The following is an 18094-nucleotide window of genomic DNA, read 5'->3' on the forward strand; positions in this document are numbered from 1 at the left end:
TGCGTCCCCGTGTGTCTCCCCGCGTCTCACCCGGTGCGTCCGAGGCTACGACGGAGGTCTGACATTCCAGGCGGCGATCACCGGGCGTCCGTGCTCGGTGCCCAGCCGGCACAGCGTCCCCGTCGCCAGTTGGAACAGCGCGCCGTCCGAGGCGGGCAGGCCGAGCCGGCGGGCGGTCAGGACGCGCAGGAAGTGACCGTGCGCCACGAGCACCACGCAGCCCTCGCTGTCGGCGTGGGCCGCGTCGACCTGGGCCAGCACCCGGTCGGCCCGCTCCCCGACCTGCTCGGCCGTCTCCCCGGGGCGGTCGGGCGGGCCCGGCGCGACCCCGTCGGTGAAGAGGAACCAGTCGGGCCGGGTGCGCTGGATCTCGACCGTGGTGACGCCCTCGTAGCCGCCGTAGTCCCATTCGCGCAGGTCGGCGTCGACTCTGACGTCCTGCAGCCCGATCAGCTCGGCCGTCTCCCGCGCCCGCTGCAGAGGGCTGACGAACGCGGCGCCGATCCGATGCGAACGGATGAGGGGCGCGAGCGCACGCGCCTGGGCGCGGCCCCGGTCGGTGAGCGGGACGTCTGTCGACCCGGTGTGCCGTCCCGAACGCGACCAGGAGGTCTCGCCGTGCCGGACGAGGAAGAGATCAGCCATGCCCTTCAGGCTAGGCCCTGCCGTGGATCATGCCGAAGACGAGGGGTCACCGGAACGGACGGCATGGCCGGTCCGCCGCGGCCCGACCGGGACGGCAGGCCCCGGGAGCGAGCCCGTCGTGCGGACGCCAGGCTCCGGGTGCGGTCCCGTCGTGCGGACGCCAGGCTCCGGGTGCGGTCCCGTCGTGCGGAGGGCAGGCTCCGGGTGCGGTCCCGTCGTGCGGAGGGCAGGCTCCGGGTGCGGTCCCGTCACGCGGGCGGCCGGCGCCGTCCTGCGCCGCCGTCCTACTGCCGGTATCCGCTCAGGAAGCGTCCGATCCGGCCGATGGCGGCCTCCAGATCGTCGGCGTGGGGGAGGGTGAGGATGCGGAAGTGGTCGGGGGCCGGCCAGTTGAAGCCGGTGCCCTGGACGACCTGGATCTTCTCCCGCAGCAGCAGGTCCAGGACGAACTTCTCGTCGTCGTGGATCTTGTGCACCTTGGGGTCCAGACGGGGGAACGCGTACAGCGACCCCTTCGGCTTGACGCAGGACACGCCGGGGATCTCGTTGAGCTTCTCCCAGGCCACCGTGCGCTGTTCGTGCAGGCGGCCGCCGGGCGCGGTCAGCTCGTGGATGGACTGGCGGCCGCCGAGCGCGGCCTGGATGGCGTACTGGGCGGGCGCGTTGGCGCACAGCCGCATGGAGGCCAGCATGGTCAGGCCCTCCAGATAGTTTCTGGCGTGCTGTTTCGGGCCGGTGACCACCAGCCAGCCCGACCGGAAGCCGGCCACCCGGTACGTCTTCGACAGCCCGCAGAACGTCAGCACGACCAGGTCGGGGGCGAGAGCGGCGACCGAGTGGTGCTCGGCGTCGTCGTACAGGATCCGGTCGTAGATCTCGTCGGCGAAGACCATCAGGCCGTGCCGGCGGGCGAGGCCGAGGATGCCCTCGAGGATCTCCTTCGGGTAGACCGCGCCGGTGGGGTTGTTGGGATTGATGATGACGACGGCCTTGGTGCGGTCGGTGATCTTCGACGCCATGTCGTCCAGGTCCGGGTACCAGTCGGCCTGTTCGTCGCAGAGGTAGTGGACCGCCTTGCCGCCGGCGAGCGTGGTGACGGCCGTCCAGAGGGGGAAGTCGGGGGCCGGGATGAGGATCTCGTCGCCGTCCTCCACCAGCGCCTGTACGGCCATGGAGATCAGCTCGGAGATGCCGTTGCCGAGGAAGACGTCGTCGACGCCGACCTCCAGGCCCAGCGTCTGGTAGCGCCCCGCCACCGCGCGGCGGGCCGACAGGACACCGCGTGAGTCGGTGTAGCCGTGCGCCTGCGGCAGCATCCGGATCATGTCCTGGAGGATCTCCTCCGGCGCCTCGAACCCGAAGAGGGCGGGGTTGCCGGTGTTCAGGCGCAGCACGCTGTGGCCCGCCGCCTCCAGGGCGTCCGCGTGCTCGATGACCGGGCCACGGATCTCGTAGCAGACCTCGCTCAACTTGTTCGACTGCCGGAACTCCATGCGCGCTCGCCCCTCCGGTTGATGTGTTGCTTGGTTTTACCAAGTTCTCGCTTGGAAAGTCCAACGACATGTCTAGACTGCGTGCCATGTCACCTCGCCGAAGCTACGACCAGTACTGTTCCGCCGCGCGCGCCCTCGACGTCGTCGGCGACCGCTGGACCCTGCTGATCGTCCGGGAGTTGCTCGCCGGCCCGCGCCGGTACACGGACCTGCACGCCGACCTGCCGGGCGTCAGCACGGACGTGCTCGCCTCACGGCTGAAGGACATGGAGCGGGACGGACTCGCCACCCGGCGCAGGATGCCCCCGCCGGGAGCGGCGTACGTCTACGAACTCACCGGCCGCGGCGTGGAGTTGCTGCCGGTGCTGCAGGCCCTGGGGGCGTGGGGGGAGGGCGAGCTGGGCGAGCGGCGGCCCACCGACGCCCTGCGCGCCCACTGGTTCGCGCTGCCGCTGCTGCGCGGCCTGCGGCACGCCGGGGTGGACGAGGGGCTGGTCGAAGTGCGGTTGGAGGAGGGCGCGTTCCACCTCCACGTCGGGGAGGCCGACGGGCCGGTCTACGGCGACGGCCGCGCCCCCCGGGAGCCCGGCGCCCTGCTCGCGCTGGACGCCGGCACCGCCGCGGCCGTCGCCCGGGGGGAGCTGGGCGTGCCGGACGCGGTGCGCGCCGGCCGGATCGAGGTGACCGGCGAGGGCGCGCCGGCGAAGGCGCTGCGGACGGCATGAGACAGGGCCCACCGCGCCGTGCGGTGGGCCCTGCGTGTAGTGAACCCTGCGGGGGAGGCGTCAGAGGTAAGGCGTCAGGCGTCAGACGGCGGGCGTCAGGCGTCAGACGGCGGGCGTCAGGCGCCCGGCGGCACGTGCCGTGGTCGTCCCGAGCCGCGGGTCAGGGTGTATCCGCCGATCCCGGCGAGGGCGGCGAGCGCCGCGCCGGCCGCGGTCCACACCCACCGGTCGGACCACCAGCCGGACGCCCAGCCGTCGTCCGGCTCGATGCTCGACAGCACCGCCGAGGCCGACGAGTCGTCCTTCTTCGCCTCGGAGGTGACCGCGGTGCCCGGAACGAGCGGCTCGGCCAGTGAACCGTCGACGGCCGCGGAACCCCCGATGTCCTTGGAGTCCACCCGCAGTTCCGTGCCGACGGGCAGACCCAGGTCGGCCGTCCTCAGCCCGAGGGCGGTGAGCCGGACGTAGTACGTGCCCGGCAGCGGGTCGTCGGCCCACGGCTCCGACCAGGCGCGCACCGTGCGCAGCACGCAGGCCAGTTCGACGGAGCTCGCGCCCGCCGCCGCGGTCCGCGTCTGCGCGCCGTACTGGCAGGCCTGACGGCGCCGCAGACCGTCGTACACGTCGACCTGCCAGGTCTGCGCCGCATGGGTCCCGGGCAGCTTCACCGTCGCCTTGACGGTGGGGCGTTGACCGGTGTCCGCCGGGAACGACCAGTACAGGTAGTCGCCCGCGGAACCGTTCGCCGTCGCCGTCTGACCCTGTTCGATCTCCGTCGCCGTACGGAACGAGGTGCCCGCCTCGGTCGGCGCGGAGCCGCCTGCCGACGGACTCGCCGACGGCGTGGAGTCGGCCGCGGCCGGCCCGGTCGCGGGGCCGAGCGCCAGTCCCGCCACCGGCCCGAGGACCAGCAGGACGCTGCTCAACACACGGGTGATACGCATCAGTTGGTCCTCCAGATCGCGACCCGCCAGCGAGACGCCCAGCCCCACAGCACACCCGCGAGGAAGCCGACCAGCACCAGGACGCCCAGCAGCCACCAGCCCCGGCCGAGACCGAAGGCGGCCACGTCGCTCGCCTGCGACGGGCCGTCGACGACGTCCACGGTCAGCTCCAGCGGCATGCCCGGCGTGGTCTTCACGCCGGCCGCCGCCGAGTAGGAATGGGTCACCTGGACGCACACCGTCTCGGCCGGAGCGTCGTCGTCGCTCTCCGCCTTCGGATAGCGCAGACCCGTCGAGATGACGTCGGTCCGGCCGATGCCCGCGGCCTCACCGCGCACGATCTCCCGGCCGTGCACGGTGACCGCCCGCAGCAGCACCCCGTAGTCGGGGTTCACGGCCCGGTCCGCCGACACGCTCACCGAGGCGCGCAGCTCCTTGCCCGGCTCGACGTCGACCCGGTACCAGCGCTCCCGGCCGAACTCCTCGCGGTCGGTGTACAGACCCGACTTCAGCGTGGGCGCCTTGGCGCAGGAGTCCGCGCCCTGGACGGCCACCGGAGTGACCACGGGGTCCGCGGCCCGGTCGACCAACTGGTTCACCCGGTCGGTGAGTTCGTCGGTGTGCTCCACCGAGGTGTAGGTGCCGCCGGTCGCCTCCGCGATGCAGCTGAGCTGCTGGCGCATCTTGACGTTCGGCACCAGGCCGAGGGTGTCGATGGTCAGGCCGATGCCCTTGGCGGCGATCTCGCGGGCGACCTCGCACGGGTCGAGCGGAGGACAGGTGTCCTCGCCGTCGCTGATCAGCACGATGCGCTTGGAGCCGGTGCCGCCCTCGAGGTCCTCGGCCGCCTTCAGCAGGGCGGGACCGATCGGCGTCCAGCCGGTCGGCGACAGCGTCGCCACCGCCGTCTTCGCCTCCGTCCGGTCCAGCGGGCCGACCGGGTAGAGCTGCGCGGTGTCCTTGCAGCCCGTCTTGCGGTCGTCGCCCGGGTAGTCGGCGCCGAGGGTGCGGATGCCGAGGAGGACGTTCTCCGGGGTCGCGTCCAGCACCTCGTTGAACGCCTGCTTGGCCGCGGCCATCCGCGTCCCGCCGTCCATGTCCTTCGTCCGCATCGAACCGCTGACGTCGAGGACCAGGTCGACCTTGGGTGCGGCGGCGGTGGTCTCGTCGGCTGTCGCCCCGGCCGGGAACGCGATCCCGGCCGCGAGCGCGGCGAGCAGGGCGCAGACGCCCGCCGCCAGCCGTTGTGTTCTGATCATCGGCGGATCCTATTGATCAGAGGCGGCCCGCCACAAAACGAGGTCAGTCCGCCTGCCACCGCAACGGGTTGGGCAGCTCGGCCCACTGGTCGCCGGGCGTCCCCGGCGACAGCCGCATCAGCGTCAGCGCCTTCGCGGGCAGCGGTTCCTCGCACAGCGCCACGAGGTCGGGGGTGCGCGGCAGATCCCGCACCGCGCTCTCCAGGGCCGCGCCCAGCGCCCGGCCGCTCCCGGCCGTCCCCGCCAGCGCACCCGCCACCAGCGAGCCGAACAGCTTGCGCCGCAGCACCGTCACGTCGCCCGTGACGATCCGTGCGGGCAGGCCGTCGGGCAGCGGGACGCCGTGCCGGGCCAGCCGCGCCGGACTGACCCGGATGTCGGCCAGGTCGCGGTAGACCAGGCGCAGCGGCTCGCCCGACGGCGACAGCACGACCAGCAGGTTCTGGCCGTGCGCCTCCAACGCCACGCCCAGCTCCAGCATGCGCAGGCCCACAGTGAGCCCGAGCCGTGCCAGCTGGACCAACCAGGCGCTGTCGCGGGGCAGTTCGGTGCCGGCCAGGGCGGCCACCGGGACGACGTGCTCGCCCGGCCCCCCGTACTCCCGAGGCGACTCGCGCAGCACGGCCGCCAGGTCCGGCGAACGGGCGGTCACGGCGCCCAGCGTCCGGGTCATGTGCAACAGGCCGTGCGCGTACGGCGTCAGGGTCTCCGCGAACGCCGACAGGGCCGCGGAGGCGGCCACCGAGCCGATGGAGATGTCCCGCACCGAGGACGTCAGCCGGGTGCTCAACGCGGTCTTGACGTGCAGGCCGTCGTCGAGGGCGAGCGTGCGCAGAGACATCAGCGGATGCGCCGGGAGCCCCCCCGGACCGCTTGCGCCGAGCACCCGCGCCGCGACCCCCTGCGGGCCGCCCCGGCCGAGGACATGCGCCGCCTGCCACGGATGCACCGGGATCAACAGCCGCACGCCGTCCCGCAGATGCTCCGGCCACCCGCCCGACACCAGGCAGTCGGCGGCGGGCGCAGGCAGCAGCCCCAGCCGCACCGACGGCCGGTGCTCGGGCCCGTACGCCAGCTGCTCGGCCACCGAGAAGCCGGGCCGCGCACGGCAGTTGGGGTGGTACGGATGCCCGTCGACGACGCGCTGCTCCCACTCCCAGTCCTGCGCCGGCCACTCCTTCGGGTCCGTCGGCAAGCTGTCGTCGGGGTCCTGGCCGGCCCGGGACAGCGCCAACGAGGCGACGCTGTGGCCGAGTTCGGCGGCGAAGCCGGCACCGTGCGGAACGGCCAGCTCCGCCAGCAGCCGGGCGGGGTCGTCGTACGCCGTGCCGTGCAGACGCACCTCCGTCACCCCGGGGGCCGTCGTGTACGGGTCCGCGGGCGGGCCGAGCAGACGGCGGCCGTCCCGCAGGCGCAGCGACAACCCCTCCCGGCCTCGCGGACCGCACCCCGCACGGCCCGCGACGAAGGACAGCGGCTCGTGGGCGAGGGCCCGCCACAGCCGGGTCAGCACGGCCGCCCGGGCACCGGGCAGCGCGGCCGCGAACCGCGGGCCGAGAGCGGGACGTGCGACGGCCAGTTCTTCGGCCAGATCGGCCTCGACGCTGGGGGGACGGTGCACGGGGGAGCTCCTGAGGGTACGGGTACACGGCGTCACGGACGGCTCGTGACGACAGCGATACTTGATCGTCTCCGCCCAGCAGAACCGTAGGGAACCAGGGAACCAGTGGATCGCGTGGACCTCATCCCCCCGCCCCCCGAGCCGGCGCAGCCGCCGACCGCCGACGTCGCCGAGCGGGCCGACGCGTACGCCGCCGCGCCGCTGCTGAACTGTCTGCTGCGGGAGCTCGCCGAGCCGCTGCCCCGCACGCCGGGCGGCGACGGCACGCCGGGCGGCGACGGCAGGACGGTCCACCGGCTGCCCGGCGGCCTGCTGCTGCGCGTGCGCGGCGACCGCCGGCCCGCCGAACCCGAGGTGCACGAGGCCGGGACCTGGCGCCCGCTGGACCACCCCGGGCTCGTCGCCCTGACTGCCGAGGCGCTGCGCCGGCGCACCGGACGCGACAACCCCGACCTGCCCGCCGAGATGATCGACAGCAGGGACGCGGTGGCGGCGCTGCTCACCGCACGCGCGCGTGCCGCCCCGCCGGCCGACCCCTACCTGCGCTCCGAACAGTCCCTGATCACCGGCCACCCCCACCACCCCGCCCCCAAGGCGCGCGGCGGCGGTCCCGCGGCAGGCTGGCTGCCGTACGCCCCCGAGGCGCACGCCCGCTTCCCGCTCGTCCTGCTGGGGCTGCGCGAGGACGCCGTCGTCGAGGAGGGCGACACCGGCCCGCTGGACGCCCTCGGCGAGGCCCCGCCCGGGTACCGGTTGCTGCCCGCACACCCCTGGCAGCTCGGCCTCGCGGCCCGGGAACTCGCGCCGGCCTTCGCCGACGGCCGCCTGGTCCGGCTGGGCGCCACCGGCTTCGACGTCTGGCCGACGGCCGCCGTGCGCACCGTGTACGCACCCGAGCGCGACCTGTGCCTGAAGTTCAGCCTCGACGTGCGCATCACCAACGACATCCGCCGGCTGTGGCGTCACGACCTGCTGAGACTGCGCCGCACCGACACCGCGGCGGCCCGGGCCTTCGCGGCCATGGACGGCCCGGCGGCCTGGCTGAGCGACCGCGGCTACCGCACCGCCGCCTTCGCCTTCGAGGCGCTCGCCGTCCTGGTCCGCGACGGACTGACCGCCCCGGTGCTGCCCGGCGCGACCCCGCTGCTCGCCGCGGGCCTCGTGGAGGGCTTCGACGGCAGTCCGCCGGCCACGGCGACGGACCCGGCGAGATGGTGGGAGGCGTACCTGACGGTCGTCGTCCCGCCCGCGCTGGAGGCGTTCGCTCGCCACGGCGTCGTCCTCGAGGCGCATCTGCAGAACACGCTCGTCGCCGTCGACGCCGACGGCATTCCGGTGCAGGCCCTGTTCCGCGACGCCGAGGGCGTGAGACTCCTGCCGGACGTGGAGCGGGCGGCCGGCTGGGAGCGGCTGGTGTACTGCCTGGTGGTGAACCATCTGTGCGAGGTCGCCGCGGCCCTCGTCGCCCACCACCCCGACTACGACCCGTGGCCCGCGGCACACCGCGCCCTCGCCCGCCCCGACCTCCCCGAGACGGCGGCCCTGCTCACCGCCCCCACCCTGCCGGGCAAGACGAACCTGCTGCTGCGCTGGACCGGCGCGGACGGCGCGGACGCCCGCTATCTGCCGCTGCCCAACCCGCTCGCCACCGCCGCCGACGCCCGCCGCACATGATCCGATCACGCCGACCGGTGAGCCGTGCCACATGACCGCCGTGGCCACATGACCGCCATGGCCGCATGACCGCCGGGCGCCCGGGGCCGCCGGGCGCCACGTGAACCCCCGGGCGGCGGCCCCACCGGCAGCGGAGACGTCTACCGGGTACGGCCGTACCCGGCCCAGAGCGGGCCGATGACGGCCTTGCGCCGCTCGGTGCTCGCGCTCGCGTACAGGGCGGCCGCGGTCAGCGCACCGCCCGCCGCGCACCAGGCGACGCGCGCGTGCCGGGAGAGCCAGACCTGGGGGGCACGTCCGTGTGCCTCGGAGTCGAAGATGCCGTGGGCGCCGAAATCGTGGCCGCCCTCGGCGTCCAGGGGCTGCCACAGGTTGTTCGGACGGTTGTCCGGGACGCTCCGGTCGGTCTGCTGGGAGTCGAACGCGGTTCGGGCCAGGTAGCGGTCCAGCAGACCGGCGGCGACCTTGTTGGCCAGGACGGTGGCGACGGTGGAGCTCCCCACGTAGTACTGCTTGCGTCGCGGGTGGTCGGCCGCGTACACGACGGACCGCGCCGCGATCTCGGGCTGGTAGACGGGCGGCACCGGGCGCGGATGCCTCGGCAGCCGGGACAGGACCCACGAGAACTGGGGTGTGTTCACACCGGGCATCTGGACGACCGTGATCCGGACGTCGCTCTTGCGGTGCAGCAGCTCGGTGCGCACGGAGGAGGTGAATCCGTTCACGGCGTGCTTGGCGCCGCAGTACGGCGACTGCAGGGGGATGGAGCGATCACCCAGGGCGGAGCCGACCTGCACGATCGTGCCGGCGTCGCGGGGCAGCATCCGCGCCAGCGCCGCCCGCGTCCCGTGCACGTAGCCGAGGTAGGTCACCTCGGTCACCCGCCGGAACTCCTGCGGCGAGATGTCGGTGAACGGGGCGAAGACCGAGGCGAAGGCGACGTTGACCCACACGTCGATCGGTCCGAACTCCTCCTCGACGGCGTCGGCGGCGGCCTCGACCCGGGTGTGGTCGGCGACGTCGGTGGGCACCACCAGCGCCTTGCCGCCGGCCTCCTCCACCTCACGTCCGGTGGCTTCCAGCCCGGTGACGCCCCGGGCCAGCAGTCCGATGCGCGCGCCACGGCGGGCGAAGGCACGGGCACAGGCACGGCCGATGCCTCCGCTCGCTCCGGTGATGACGACGGTCTGAGCCACGGGAACGCTCCCTTCCATGAGTGTCGCAGTCAGTGAATGTCGCAGGAGGTGACGGCCGGTGTTCAGGGCCCGGACCAGGGCCGGGCCAGGCGGACCGAGCACTCCAGCATCAGCGCGTGCACGAAAGCCTGGGGGAGGTTCCCGCGCATCTGCCGCTGAGGGACGTCGTACTCCTCCGAGTAGAGCCCGGCAGGGCCGCAGGCCGCGCGATTGCGTTCGAACCAGCGGTGTGCGGCTACTTCCCGCCCCTGTTGGTGTTCCGCGAGCGCCATCACGAAGCCGCACAGCAGAAAGGCCCCCTCGGCCGCCTCGAGCGGCCGCTCGTCATGGCGGAAACGGTAGGCGAAATGATCGTCGGTCAGCTCCTCGGTGTAGGCGCGCAGCGTGGCGACGGTCCGGGGATCGTCGGCGGGCAGGGCCCCGCGCAGCGGCGGCAGCAGCAGCGCGCCGTCCAGGCCCGGGTCCTCGGGGGAGCGCTGCCAGCGGCCCGTGGGATGCAGGCAGTGAGCGGCGGTGTCGGCGACCAGCCGGTCGGCGAGCGCCACCCATTCGCCGGCGTGCGGCGACGCCGTGTCGGCGCCGGCGACGGCCCGCAGCCCGGCGGCACACGTCAGCCGGCTGTGGGCCCAGTTGCGGGGCGAGAGTTCCCAGACACCGGCGTCAGGCTGGTGGTGGCGCCGGGCGATCGCGTCGGCGGCGATTTCCGCGGCCCGCCATGCGTCCGCGTCCAGCCGGTCCCGGCGGGCCGCCGAGGCCAGCAGCAGCAGCGCCTCGCCGAACCCGTCGAGCTGGAACTGTTCGTTGACCTGGTTGCCCACCCGGTCGAAGCCTCCCGGGTAGCCCGGCAGATCCAGCGAGCGCTGGTCGGGGATCCGGCCGCCGTCGACCGTGTAGGCGGGCGCGAGGCGCGGGCCGTCCTCGTGCAGACGCGCCGCGACGAAACGCACCGCACCGTCCAGCACCGTCTCCCCGCCCGCAGCGGCCGCTGCCTGGCCCGCGTAGCTCAGGTCCCGGATCCACGCGTAGCGGTAGTCGTAGTTGCGGCCCTCCTCGGCCCGCTCGGGAAGGCTGGTCGTCGTGGCCGCGACCATGCCCCCGGTCGAGCCGGTCAGCCCCCGCAGCACGGTGTACGCCTGGCGGGCGTCCCGGCGCGCGATGGCATGGTCCAGACCGGGCGCCTCCCCGCGCCACGCAGCCTCGGTCGAGCGCCAGGCGGCCACCGGGTCGGGCGGCCGGCCGCTCAGGGGCCTGTCGCTGATTTCGAGCACCAGATCGTGATGGTCTTCGGCCTCGACGGTCAGCTCCGTCATCAGCCCCGGCGGGTCGGCGGGACGGGCCGTCGGCCAGCCCGACCAGCGCAGGCGCAGATCGCCCGCTGTCCCGGTCCAGGTGTGATCGTCGTGGCGGGTCACGTCGCGCAACGGGTGGCGGCCGAACCCGGCGGCCGGCGCCAGCACCACGGACACCCGGGCGGCGCCCTCGCGGGCGATGACCCGCCTCAAGATCACCGCGGTGTGCGGATCACCCGGGAAGGCGAGCGCCTCACGGCACTCCACGACACCGTCGTCGGTGACCCAGCGGCTGCGCCAGATCAGCGACCCTTCCTCGTAGTGGCCACCCCACACACAGCGGGCCACCGGGGTGACCGTGTACACGCCGCTGCCCCCGATGAGCGTCGAGAAGACGGCGTCGGAATGCCACCGGGGCGCGCACATCCATGCGAAGTCACCGTGCGGTCCGACGATGACGCCCCGCTCGCCGTCGGCCAGCAACGCGTAGTGACGCAGCGGCTCCGGCCCGGGCCCCGCCCCGCACCGGCGCCGACCGACTGGCATTTCCCTCACCGGCAACCCTCCCGTCCGTCCCGTCAGGGCGTACACCGCCGTCCGACACCACCTCAGGAAGAGGAGTCCGCTCCGCTGCCCCGCCCCGGGTGCTTCGCGACTCCGCTAACCCCTGGACGTGGATGACAAACCCGTATCAGCGAATTGGCCTCGCCCGACAGCGCCGCACGGCGGGAACTCGTCGCACGCGTGGGCGTCGAGCTCGTGCAGCGCACGGCGATCGAGAGGGAGTACCTGTATCCGGCGGTGATCGAGCACGTGCCCGGAGGGTCGCAGTGGGCGGCGCGGGGACTCGCGGAGCACGCCGGGATCGAAGAGATCGTCCGGGCGCTTCAGGGCCCGGCACCGGACCAGGAAGTCTTCGGCCGGCTGGTCCTGGACCTCGTCACCCGCCTTACCGATCACCTGCGTGAATAAGTGTGGTCGACCGGATCCGTGACGTCCTCATGGGCCGGTGGCGGGGCGTCCACGAGGACGCCGCGGGGCCGGGACCCCGGCGCGCGGCGGGGAGCGTGCGGCTGGACGACCGCCTTCCGCACGGTGAACCGTTGCACAGGGCGAGAATCGTCCCGGAGCCGGGTGAGGGGGCGTTACGCGGCAGGGCCAGGGGGTACTCATGACGGGCGGTGCGCCAGGTGCCGCTCGTTTCCGCTGGGAGGCCCGGCATGGACGCTTCGGTGGACCGGATCGCGCACCCCTGGGGCAGCCGTACCCCGTACGGCCGAGGCGAGCCGTGGCCCGAGCGTGTGGACGCGTATCTCATGGCGGGTGTCGAACCCGGCCGGGTACAGCGGTGGGTGCAGGCCGCGTCGGTCCTGCATTCCGACGGTGACGCGATGGACATCGCGGTCGTGGACGGGCGCATCGCAGGGGTGCGCGGACGGGCCGGCGACCGGGTCAACCGCGGCCGGCTGGGCCCGAAGGACCTTTTCGGCTGGCAGGCGAACGCGTCGAAGGACCGGCTGACGAGGCCGCTGGTGCGCGAGGGCGGACGCCTGGTGGAGTGCGACTGGGACGCGGCGATGGAGCGGATCGTCGCCCGCTCGCGGTCACTGCTGGAGGAACGCGGACCGGGCTCGATCGGCTTCTACACCAGCGGGCAGCTCTTCCTGGAGGAGTACTACACGCTCGCGGTGCTGGCGCGGGCCGGGATCGGCACCAACCACCTGGACGGCAACACGCGCCTGTGCACGTCGACGGCGGGCGAGGCGTTGAAGGAGTCCTTCGGCTCCGACGGGCAGCCGGGCAGTTACGACGACATCGACCACGCCGACGTGATCGCGCTGTTCGGGCACAACATCGCCGAGACACAGCCCGTGCAGTGGATGCGCGTCCTCGACCGTCTGGAGGGCGCCGACCCGCCCCGTCTGATCTGTGTCGACCCACGCCCCACGCAGGTGGCCCGCAGGGCGGCCGTGCATCTGGCTCCGCGCATCGGAACCAACGTGGCACTGCTCAACGCGCTCCTGCACGAGATCATCCGCACCGACCGCGTCGACCACGACTACGTCGCGGCCCGCACCGTCGGTTTCGAGGAACTGGCGTCCCGGGTGAAGGAGTGCACCCCCGAGTGGGCGGCCCGCATCTGTGACGTGCCGGCCGCGCGCATCGGCGAGGCCGCGGAACTGCTCGGCACCGCCGACCGACTGCTGTCGACGGTGCTGCAGGGGGTCTACCAGTCCCACCAGGCCACCGCGGCCGCCGTGCAGGTCAACAACCTGCACCTGATCCGCGGCATGCTGGGGCTGCCCGGCGCCGGTGTGCTGCAGATGAACGGGCAGCCCACCGCGCAGAACACCCGCGAGTGCGGCGCCGACGGGGACCTGCCGGGCTTTCGCAACTGGCAGAACGACAGCCACGTCGCCGACCTGGCGAAGGTGTGGAACGTCGAACCGAAGACCATCCCGCACTACGCCCCGCCGACCCACGCCATGCAGATGTTCCGCTACGCCGAGCAGGGCTCGATCCGCATGCTGTGGATCAGCGGCACCAACCCCGCGGTGTCCCTCCCGGAGCTGTCCCGCATCCGCTCCATCCTCGGACAGGACCGCCTCTTCACCGTCGTGCAGGACCTGTTCCTGACCGAGACCGCGCAGCTCGCCGACGTGGTGCTGCCCGCCGCGACCTGGGGCGAGAAGACCGGCACGTTCACCAACGCCGACCGCACCGTGCACCTGTCCGACAAGGCGGTCGAACCGCCCGGCGAGGCGAGGCCGGACCTGGTCGTCTTCCTCGACTACGCGGCCCGGATGGACTTCCGCGACAAGGACGGCGGTCCCCTGATCACCTGGCACGACCCGGAATCCGCGTTCGAGGCGTGGAAACGGTGCAGCGCCGGCCGGCCCTGCGACTACACCGGCCTCACCTACGACAGGCTGCGCGGCGCGAGCGGAATCCAGTGGCCGTGCAACGAACAGGCCCCTGACGGCACACCACGCCTCTACACGGACGGCGTCAGCTGGGCGCATCCCGACGTCTGCGAGAGCTACGGCAAGGACCTGGTGACCGGCGCGACGGACGACGTCGTCGAGTACCGCTCCCTCAACCCGGACGGCAAGGCCGTGATCAAGGCGGCCGGCTGGCTGCCCCCGCACGAGATGCCCGACGAGCGGCATCCGTTCCAGCTGACCACGGGCCGCACCCTCTACCACTTCCACACCCGCACGAAGACCGCCCGGGCGCCCCAGCTGAACGCGGCGGCCCCCGACGTATGGGTGGAGGCGTCCGCCGCCGACGCGGCCGCACTAGGCCTGCACGAAGGCGACCTGGTCGAGGTCGGCACCCCGCGCGGCGCCCTGCGGGGCCGACTGCGGGTGACCGACATCCGTCCGGGACTGCTGTTCGTCCCCTTCCACTACGGCTACTGGGACACCGAGGCCGGACACGGCCCCGGCGGCGACACGCCCGGCCGGGCCGCGAACGAGACGACCGTCACCGACTGGGACCCCGCCTCCAAACAGCCGCTGTTCAAGACCGCCGCAGCCGCGCTGCGCCTCGTGGAACGGGGAGACGGTAGCCCCGCGCCCGCACCGACCACCACCGCGTCCGCGCCGTCGCGCGCCGACGCCGTACCGCCCACCGAGGGCGGAACGTCCGCGCTCGCGACGCAGACGCGCGCGACGCGGGCGGTCGACGCCGGCCGTGAGGAGGCCGCCGAGTGAACGGCGTCACCCTCACCCTTCGCGCGCTCCACCACGGCGAGCGGCGCCTCGCCCAGCAGCTGACGACGGTGGCCGAACGCCACCGCACCGACCACGAGATCCACCACGTCGCCACCGACCTCGCCGACTGGTCCCGCGAACACGTCCGGCGCCTGGCCGACACCGGTCACGCCCACGGCGTCGACCTCGACGCCTCCATCGCGGAGGCCGGTCCCGGGGTCCTCTCGACGCTGCGCGAGAGAGCCGCCGAAGTTGTCGGCCATCGCCCCGAACCCGGCCTGCTGCTCCTGCGCGACCTGCGCGAGCTCTATCTGGACGCCGCCGAGAACTCCCTCCACTGGGAGATGCTCGCCCAGGCCGCACAGGCCTCCGGGGACGACGGACTCCTCGCCGTGGCCTCCGCGTGCCACCCGCGGACACTCCGGCAGCTGCGCTGGACCAACACCATGATCAAGGTCCTCTCGCCCCAGATCCTCACGAGTTGAGCGACGCAGCGCCTCATACGCCCGGCACGCCCGAAGACCCGCCCGACCCGGTGGGACCTTCCGACCCGGTGTGACCGTCAGCCGACCCGGTAGGGCCGTGCGCGCTCGGCGTCGAGGGCGATGCCCAGGCCGGGCGTACCGTCGGCGCCGGGGGCGAGGGCGCCGCCGGCGGGGGAGAGGACGCCGTCGAAGAGGATGCGTTCGATGCGGACGTGGTCGTGGAACCACTCCTGGTGGCGCAGGTTGGGCACCGCGGCGGCGGCGTGCGCGTGGGCGTGCGGGGCGCAGTGTCCGGAGATCTCGATGCCGTGTGCCTGGGCGAGAGCGGCGGCACGCAGCCACACGGTGATGCCGCCGCAACGGGTGACGTCGGCCTGGAGGCAGTCCACGGCTCCGGCGGCGAGCATGTTCGCGAAGTAGGGCAGGGTGTAGCCGTACTCCCCGGCCGCCACGTCGGGGCCGACCCGGGCGCGGATTTCGGCGAGGGTGGTCAGGTGGTCGGAGGAGACGGGCTCCTCGAACCAGGTGACGCCTTCGTCGGCGAGTGCCCCGGCCACGCGTAGGGCCTGCTTGGCGGCGTAGCCGCCGTTGGCGTCGACGTACACGGCGGTGGTGTCGCCGACGACGGCCCGGGCCCTGGCGACGCGCCGCCGGTCGCGTTCCTCCTCGCGCCCCCACGACTGCGCGATCTTGATCTTCACGCGGGGGATGCCCTCGTCCTCGACCCAGCCGCGCAGTTGGCGTTCCTGCCGGCTGTCGTCGTAGGTGGTGAAGCCGCCGCTGCCGTAGACCGGCACGTCGTCGCGGGCCGCGCCCAGCAGGCGGACGAGGGGCAGGTCGAGCAAGCGGGCCTTGAGGTCCCACAGCGCGATGTCCACGGCCGCGATGGCCTGTGCGGCGACGCCCGGCAGCCCCGCGTTGCGCACCGCACGGTGCATGGCCTCGTTCGTCCGCGGCACGTCGAGGGCCGGCGAACCGGTGACCACGTCGGCGAGCAGGTCCTCCACGACGCGGGCCGCGGCGGCGGGCGAGTAGGTGTAGCCGAGGCCGGTGACGTCCCCGCAGCGGACGGTGGCCAGGACGAGGGTGGTGCTGTCCCAGCCGAGGGTGCCGTCCGCCTCTGGGAAATCGGTGGGCACGGTGAACACGGCGGTGTCCACCCCTGCCACGACCGGGGTGCCGCTCATGTCCCGCTCTCCGTACCGCTCATGTCCCGCCCTCCGTCCCGGGCCGGTCCGTGCGGTGGTGGTGTCCGGGCAGGAACTCCTGCACCTTGGCCTTGAAGCCCTGACGGACCATGCCCGCACGGTCGCTGTCGCCCTTGAGGACCGAGGTCGCGGCGGCCTCGATCTGGTCGAGGGTGGCGTGCGGCGGGATCGGCGGAACGGCCGGATCGGTCACGAAGTCCAGCACACAGGGCCTGTCGGCGGCCAGCGCCGTCTCCCAGGCACCCCGCACGTCCTGCGGCTTCTCGACGCGCAGACCGTCCAGACCGGCCAGGCGCGCGAAGTCGGCGTAGGGGAAGTCGGGCAGCGACTGGGAGGCGTCGAACCGGGGGGCGCCCTCCATGGCGCGCATCTCCCAGGTGACCTGGTTGAGATCCCGGTTGTTGAGGACGGCCACGATCAGCCGCGGGTCCTCCCACTCCCGGTAGTACTTGGCGATGGTGATGAGCTCGGCCATGCCGTTCATCTGCATCGCCCCGTCGCCGACGAGGGCGATCGCCGGCCGGTCGCCGTACGCGAACTTCGCGCCGATCGCGTACGGCACACCGGGCCCCATGGTGGCGAGCGTGCCGGACAGCGAGCCGCGCATGGCGCCGCGCAGCTTCAGGTGCCGGGCGTACCAGTTGGCGGCCGAGCCGGAGTCGGAGGACAGGATCACGTTCTCCGGCAGCAGGTCGTTCAGCGCGTGCACGACGTACTCGGGGTTGACCGGGTCGGCGTCGACCGCGGCGCGCCGCTGCATGACCTCCCACCAGCGGGCGGTGTCCTTCTCGATCTTCTTGCGCCAGCCGGTGTCCTCGGCCGCGTCGAGCAGTGGCAGCAGCCGGGCCAGGGTCTCGCGGGCGTCGCCCACCAGGTTGACCTCGAAGGGGTAGCGCAGACCGACCATGTGCGGGTCGATGTCGATCTGCACGGCCCGCGCCTGCCCGAACCCGGGCAGGAACTGGGTGTACGGGAAGGAGGACCCGATGACGAGGAGCGTGTCGCAGCCGGTCATCAGCTCGTACGACGGCCGGGTGCCCAGCAGGCCGATGGAGCCGGTGACGTACGGCAGGTCGTCGTCGAGGGCGTCCTTGCCGAGCAGCGCCTTCGCCACTCCCGCGCCCAGCCGGTCGGCGAGGGCCATGACCTCCTGGCGGGCTCCGCGCGCCCCCTGCCCGACGAGGATCGCGACCTTCTCGCCGGCGTTCAGGACCTCGGCTGCCCGGGCGAGATCGGCTTCGGCCGGCACGGGCGCGTACTGCGACATGCCGAGGCTGGAGGGCACCATCTTGAAGGCGTGCCCGGGCGGCGAGTAGTCGAGTTCCTGCACGTCGGCCGGGACGATCACGGCCGTGACGGACCGGCGGGCCATGGCCGTGCGCATGGCCCGGTCCAGCACGTTGGGCAGCTGCTCGGGGACGGTGACCATCTCGCAGAAGTCGGAGGCGACGTCCTTGTACAGGCTCAGCAGGTCGACCTCTTGCTGGTAGGAGCCGCCCATGGCGCTGCGGTTGGTCTGGCCCACGATCGCGACGACGGGCACGTGGTCCAGCTTCGCGTCGTACAACCCGTTCAGCAGGTGGATGGCGCCGGGCCCCGAGGTGGCCGCGCACACGCCGACCCGTCCGGAGAACTTGGCGTAGCCGACGGCTTCGAAGGCGGCCATCTCCTCGTGGCGGGCCTGGATGAAGCGGGGGTCGTCCTGCGCCCGGCCCCAGGCCGCGAGCAGCCCGTTGATGCCGTCGCCGGGGTAGGCGAAGACGTGCTCCACTCCCCACTCGCGCAGCCGCTCGAGGATGTGGTCGGAGACCTTCTTCGACATGTTCCAGAACCTTTCCT

14 protein-coding genes are annotated in these 18094 nt (G+C 73.2%); 5 read left to right on the plus strand and 9 right to left on the minus strand.

Going from position 1 to position 18094, the window contains the following annotated elements:
• Window positions 1-45: 45 nt before the first annotated feature.
• Window positions 46-645, minus strand: coding sequence for a histidine phosphatase family protein (locus QA802_RS33820; protein ID WP_334530836.1), 600 nt, complete (start codon window positions 643-645; stop codon window positions 46-48).
• A 284-nt stretch (window positions 646-929) separates the two neighbouring features.
• Window positions 930-2138, minus strand: a complete 1209-nt coding sequence (locus tag QA802_RS33825) for a pyridoxal phosphate-dependent aminotransferase (RefSeq protein WP_334530839.1) — start codon at window positions 2136-2138, stop codon at window positions 930-932.
• A gap of 86 nt (window positions 2139-2224) precedes the next feature.
• Here QA802_RS33825 and QA802_RS33830 point away from each other — a divergent pair, with 86 nt between their 5' ends.
• Complete coding sequence (locus QA802_RS33830) at window positions 2225-2863, plus strand: winged helix-turn-helix transcriptional regulator (RefSeq protein ID WP_334530842.1); 639 nt, start codon at window positions 2225-2227, stop codon at window positions 2861-2863.
• A gap of 116 nt (window positions 2864-2979) precedes the next feature.
• Here the strand turns inward: QA802_RS33830 and QA802_RS33835 are convergent, their stop codons facing one another.
• The 3 genes from QA802_RS33835 to QA802_RS33845 are packed head-to-tail and all read right to left on the minus strand — an operon-like array spanning window position 2980 to window position 6687.
• The gene (locus QA802_RS33835; RefSeq protein WP_334530845.1) at window positions 2980-3807 is read right to left on the minus strand and encodes a hypothetical protein; all 828 of its coding nucleotides are present in this window, start codon (window positions 3805-3807) and stop codon (window positions 2980-2982) included.
• A complete protein-coding gene (locus tag QA802_RS33840) occupies window positions 3807-5066 on the minus strand; it encodes a VWA domain-containing protein (RefSeq protein ID WP_334530848.1) in 1260 nt (419 codons plus the stop codon). The genes QA802_RS33835 and QA802_RS33840 overlap by 1 nt, the downstream gene beginning before the upstream one ends.
• A 43-nt stretch (window positions 5067-5109) precedes the next feature.
• Entirely contained in the window at window positions 5110-6687 is a 1578-nt protein-coding gene (locus QA802_RS33845; protein ID WP_334530850.1) for an IucA/IucC family protein, read from the minus strand.
• Between the two features lie 105 nt (window positions 6688-6792).
• On the opposite strand from QA802_RS33845, the gene QA802_RS33850 reads away from it, so the two are divergent.
• Window positions 6793-8361, plus strand: a complete 1569-nt coding sequence (locus QA802_RS33850) for an IucA/IucC family protein (protein WP_443042214.1) — start codon at window positions 6793-6795, stop codon at window positions 8359-8361.
• 140 nt (window positions 8362-8501) lie between these two features.
• On the opposite strand, the gene QA802_RS33855 is transcribed toward QA802_RS33850, so the two are convergent.
• A complete protein-coding gene (locus QA802_RS33855; protein ID WP_334530855.1) occupies window positions 8502-9575 on the minus strand; it encodes an SDR family oxidoreductase in 1074 nt (357 codons plus the stop codon).
• Between the two features lie 44 nt (window positions 9576-9619).
• Window positions 9620-11392 (minus strand): glycoside hydrolase family 15 protein, encoded by a 1773-nt coding sequence (locus QA802_RS33860; protein ID WP_334535039.1) that lies wholly within the window; start codon window positions 11390-11392, stop codon window positions 9620-9622.
• Window positions 11393-11545: 153 nt separating this feature from the next.
• On the opposite strand from QA802_RS33860, the gene QA802_RS33865 reads away from it, so the two are divergent.
• The 3 genes from QA802_RS33865 (at window position 11546) to QA802_RS33875 (ending at window position 15047) form a co-directional block, all read left to right on the plus strand.
• Window positions 11546-11818 (plus strand): hemerythrin domain-containing protein, encoded by a 273-nt coding sequence (locus tag QA802_RS33865; RefSeq protein ID WP_334530858.1) that lies wholly within the window; start codon window positions 11546-11548, stop codon window positions 11816-11818.
• 248 nt (window positions 11819-12066) lie between these two features.
• Complete coding sequence (locus QA802_RS33870; RefSeq protein WP_334530861.1) at window positions 12067-14562, plus strand: molybdopterin oxidoreductase family protein; 2496 nt, start codon at window positions 12067-12069, stop codon at window positions 14560-14562.
• Window positions 14559-15047, plus strand: a complete 489-nt coding sequence (locus QA802_RS33875; protein WP_334530864.1) for a hypothetical protein — start codon at window positions 14559-14561, stop codon at window positions 15045-15047. The genes QA802_RS33870 and QA802_RS33875 overlap by 4 nt, the downstream gene beginning before the upstream one ends.
• A 77-nt stretch (window positions 15048-15124) precedes the next feature.
• Here the strand turns inward: QA802_RS33875 and QA802_RS33880 are convergent, their stop codons facing one another.
• Together QA802_RS33880 and QA802_RS33885 are read right to left on the minus strand one after the other, a co-directional pair.
• Window positions 15125-16234, minus strand: a complete 1110-nt coding sequence (locus tag QA802_RS33880) for an enolase C-terminal domain-like protein (protein WP_334530867.1) — start codon at window positions 16232-16234, stop codon at window positions 15125-15127.
• Window positions 16235-16253: 19 nt separating this feature from the next.
• A complete protein-coding gene (locus tag QA802_RS33885; RefSeq protein ID WP_334530870.1) occupies window positions 16254-18077 on the minus strand; it encodes a thiamine pyrophosphate-requiring protein in 1824 nt (607 codons plus the stop codon).
• Window positions 18078-18094: the final 17 nt, after the last annotated feature.

This window comes from Streptomyces sp. B21-105, assembly GCF_036898465.1.
GTDB lineage: Bacteria > Actinomycetota > Actinomycetes > Streptomycetales > Streptomycetaceae > Streptomyces.

Coding starts and splice junctions, on each gene's coding strand:
- QA802_RS33870 (WP_334530861.1), top strand. CDS start 12,067: ATGGACGCTTCGGTGGACCGGATCGCGCACCCCTGGGGCAGCCGTACC.
- QA802_RS33840 (WP_334530848.1), bottom strand. CDS start 5,066: ATGATCAGAACACAACGGCTGGCGGCGGGCGTCTGCGCCCTGCTCGCC.
- QA802_RS33880 (WP_334530867.1), bottom strand. CDS start 16,234: ATGAGCGGCACCCCGGTCGTGGCAGGGGTGGACACCGCCGTGTTCACC.
- QA802_RS33830 (WP_334530842.1), top strand. CDS start 2,225: ATGTCACCTCGCCGAAGCTACGACCAGTACTGTTCCGCCGCGCGCGCC.
- QA802_RS33820 (WP_334530836.1), bottom strand. CDS start 645: ATGGCTGATCTCTTCCTCGTCCGGCACGGCGAGACCTCCTGGTCGCGT.
- QA802_RS33855 (WP_334530855.1), bottom strand. CDS start 9,575: ATGGAAGGGAGCGTTCCCGTGGCTCAGACCGTCGTCATCACCGGAGCG.
- QA802_RS33860 (WP_334535039.1), bottom strand. CDS start 11,392: ATGCCAGTCGGTCGGCGCCGGTGCGGGGCGGGGCCCGGGCCGGAGCCG.
- QA802_RS33885 (WP_334530870.1), bottom strand. CDS start 18,077: ATGTCGAAGAAGGTCTCCGACCACATCCTCGAGCGGCTGCGCGAGTGG.
- QA802_RS33825 (WP_334530839.1), bottom strand. CDS start 2,138: ATGGAGTTCCGGCAGTCGAACAAGTTGAGCGAGGTCTGCTACGAGATC.
- QA802_RS33835 (WP_334530845.1), bottom strand. CDS start 3,807: ATGCGTATCACCCGTGTGTTGAGCAGCGTCCTGCTGGTCCTCGGGCCG.